Source organism: Kitasatospora sp. MBT63 (assembly GCF_000710465.2).
GTDB lineage: Bacteria > Actinomycetota > Actinomycetes > Streptomycetales > Streptomycetaceae > Kitasatospora.
This window is the reverse complement of record NZ_JAIZ01000434.1, coordinates 7299-10242: the sequence shown is the minus strand read 5'-3', so window position 1 is coordinate 10242 and position 2944 is coordinate 7299. Positions and strand designations below refer to the sequence as shown.

Below are 2944 nucleotides of genomic sequence, written 5' to 3'. Positions count from 1 at the left end.
CGGCCGGGCGGTCCGGCGCGGGCAACCCGGGCGCCTCGCTGCGCAGCGGCAGGTACAGCGTGAAGGTGGAGCCGCCGTGCAGCTCGCTCTCCACGTGGATCTCGCCGCCGAGCAGCCGGGCGATCTCGCGGCTGATCGACAGGCCGAGGCCGGTGCCGCCGTACTTGCGGCTGGTACCGCCGTCGGCCTGCTTGAACGCCTCGAAGATCTCCCGCAGCTTGTTGCCGGGGATGCCGATGCCGGTGTCGGAGACCGAGAAGGCGATCAGTGCCTCGTCCGGGTCGCCGATCGCCTCGGCCTCCAGCAGCAGCTCCCGCACGTGCTGCGGGACCTCCGCGCCGACCGGTCGGATCAGCAGCTCGACGGCGCCGGCGTCGGTGAACTTGACCGCGTTGGAGAGCAGGTTGCGCAGCACCTGCTGGAGCCGCTGCTCGTCGGTGTGCAGGGTGGCCGGCAGCTCCGGGGCCACCCGGACCGCGAAGTCCAGGTTCTTGTCGGCGGCCAGTGGCCGGAACGCCGCCTCGACGTAGTCCACCAGCTGGACCAGCGCGATCTTGGCCGGGCGGACGTCCATCTTGCCCGCCTCGACCTTGGACAGGTCGAGGATGTCGTTGATCAGCTGGAGCAGGTCGGACCCGGCACCGTGGATGGTCTCGGCGAACTCGACCTGCTTGGCGGAGAGGTTGCCCTCGTTGTTGTCGGAGAGCAGCTTGGCCAGGATCAGCAGCGAGTTGAGCGGGGTGCGCAGCTCGTGCGACATGTTGGCGAGGAACTCGCTCTTGTACCGCGAGGCGAGGGCCAGCTGCTCGGCGCGCTCCTCCAGGATCTGCCGGGCCTCCTCGATCTCGCTGTTCTTGATCTCGATGTCGCGGTTCTGCTGGGCGAGCTGCTCGGCCTTCTCCTGCAGCTCCTCGTTGGTGCGCTCCAGCTCCTCCTGCCGGGCCTCCAACTCGGCCGAACGCATGGAGAGTTCGGCGGTGAGCCGCTGGGACTCCAGCAGCAGGCCCTCGGTCTTGGTGTTGACCGAGATGGTGTTGACGGTGACGCCGATCAGGTCCGCGATCTGGTTGAGGAAGTCCAGCGCGACCGCGGTGAACGAGCTGAAGGTGGCCAGCTCGATCACCCCGAGCAGCCGGTCCTCGAACAGCACCGGCAGCACCACCAGGTGCGAGGGCGAGGCCTCGCCGAGCCCGGAGGCGATCTTCAGGTACCCCGGCGGGGTCTCCTTGACGATGATCGAGCGCTTCTCCACCGCAGCCTGACCGATCAGGCCCTCGCCGGGCCGGAAGGTGGTCGGCATCGAGCGCCGGTTGTAGCCGTAGCTGCCCAGCAGCCGCAGCACGGTGTCGTTCTCGTCGTCGTCCTCGGTGATCAGCTCCGCGGTGCGGCCGGCCGGCTGGGAGAGGAAGAACGCGCCGTGCTGGGCCGACACCACCGGCGTCAGCTCGTTCATGATCAGCGAGGCGACGGCCTCCAGGTCCCGGCGGCCCTGCAGCAGACCGGACATCCGGGCCAGGTTGGTCTTCAGCCAGTCCTGTTCCTTGTTGGTCCTGGTCGTCTCGCGCAGGTTGGCGATCATCTGGTTCAGGTTGTCCTTGAGCTCGTCGAGCTCGCCGGACGCGTCCACGTCGATCCGCAGGCTGAGATCGCCCCTGGTCACGGCGGTCGCCGCCTGGGCGATCGCCCGCACCTGCCGGGTCAGGTTGTTGGCCAGCTCGTTCACCGACTCGGTGAGGTCCTGCCAGGTACCGGCCACCCCGGGCACCCGGGCCTGGCCGCCGAGGCGCCCGTCGGTACCCACCTCGCGGGCCACCCGGGTCACCTCGTCCGCGAACGCGCCCAGCTGGTCCACCATCGTGTTGATGCTGGTCTTCAGCTCCAGGATCTCGCCCCGGGCGTCCACGTCGATCTTCTGCGACAGGTCGCCGCGGGCCACCGCGGTGATCACCAGGGCGATGTTGCGGACCTGCCCGGTGAGGTTGTTCGCCATCAGGTTGACGTTGTCGGTCAGGTCCTTCCAGATCCCCGCCACGCCCGGAACATTGGCCTGGCCTCCCAGGATGCCGTCGGTGCCGACCTCGCGGGCCACCCGGGTCACCTCGACGGCGAACGCCGACAGCTGGTCGACCATCGTGTTCAGGGTGCCCGCCAGCGCGGCCACCTCGCCCTGCGCCTCGATGGTGATCTTCTTGGACAGATCACCGTTGGCCACCGCGGAGGCGACCTCGGCGATCGTCCGCACCTGACTGGTCAGGTTGGACGCCATGAAGTTGACGTTGTCGGTCAGATCGCGCCAGATACCCGACACCCCGCGCACCCGCGCCTGACCACCCAGGATGCCCTCGGTGCCCACCTCGCGGGCCACCCGGGTCACCTCGTCCGCGAACGCCGACAGCTGGTCCACCATCGTGTTGACGGTGGTCACCAGCTCCCGGATCTCACCCTTGGCGTCGACGGTGATCTTCTTGGAGACGTCACCGCGGGCCACCGCGGTCGTCACCTCTGCGATGTTGCGGACCTGACTCGTCAGGTTGTTCGCCATCAGGTTGACGCTGTTGGTCAGGTCCTTCCAGGTCCCCGACACCCCCGGCACACTCGCCTGACCGCCCAGGATCCCCTCGGTACCGACGTCCCGCGCCACCCGGGTCACCTCGTCGGCGAACGCGCCCAGCTGGTCCACCATCGTGTTGATGGTGTTCTTCAACTCCAGGATCTCGCCCTGCGCGTCCACCTGGATCTTCTGCGACAGGTCGCCCTTGGCCACCGCCGTCGTCACCTGCGCGATGTTGCGCACCTGGTTGGTCAGGTTGTTGGCCATCGAGTTGACGTTCTCGGTCAGGTCCTTCCAGACCCCCGCCACCCCGGGCACCTGCGCCTGACCGCCCAGGATGCCCTCCGTCCCCACCGCACGGGCCATTCTGGTCACCTGCTCGGCGAAACCGGA

Annotated in this window: 1 protein-coding gene; it reads right to left on the bottom strand. The window is 68.4% G+C overall.

Translation table 11 applies throughout. The annotated features are described in order from the left end of the window. On the bottom strand, positions 1-2944 hold a 2944-nt coding region (locus AA75_RS24010; protein ID WP_033822285.1), incomplete at both ends, for a HAMP domain-containing protein.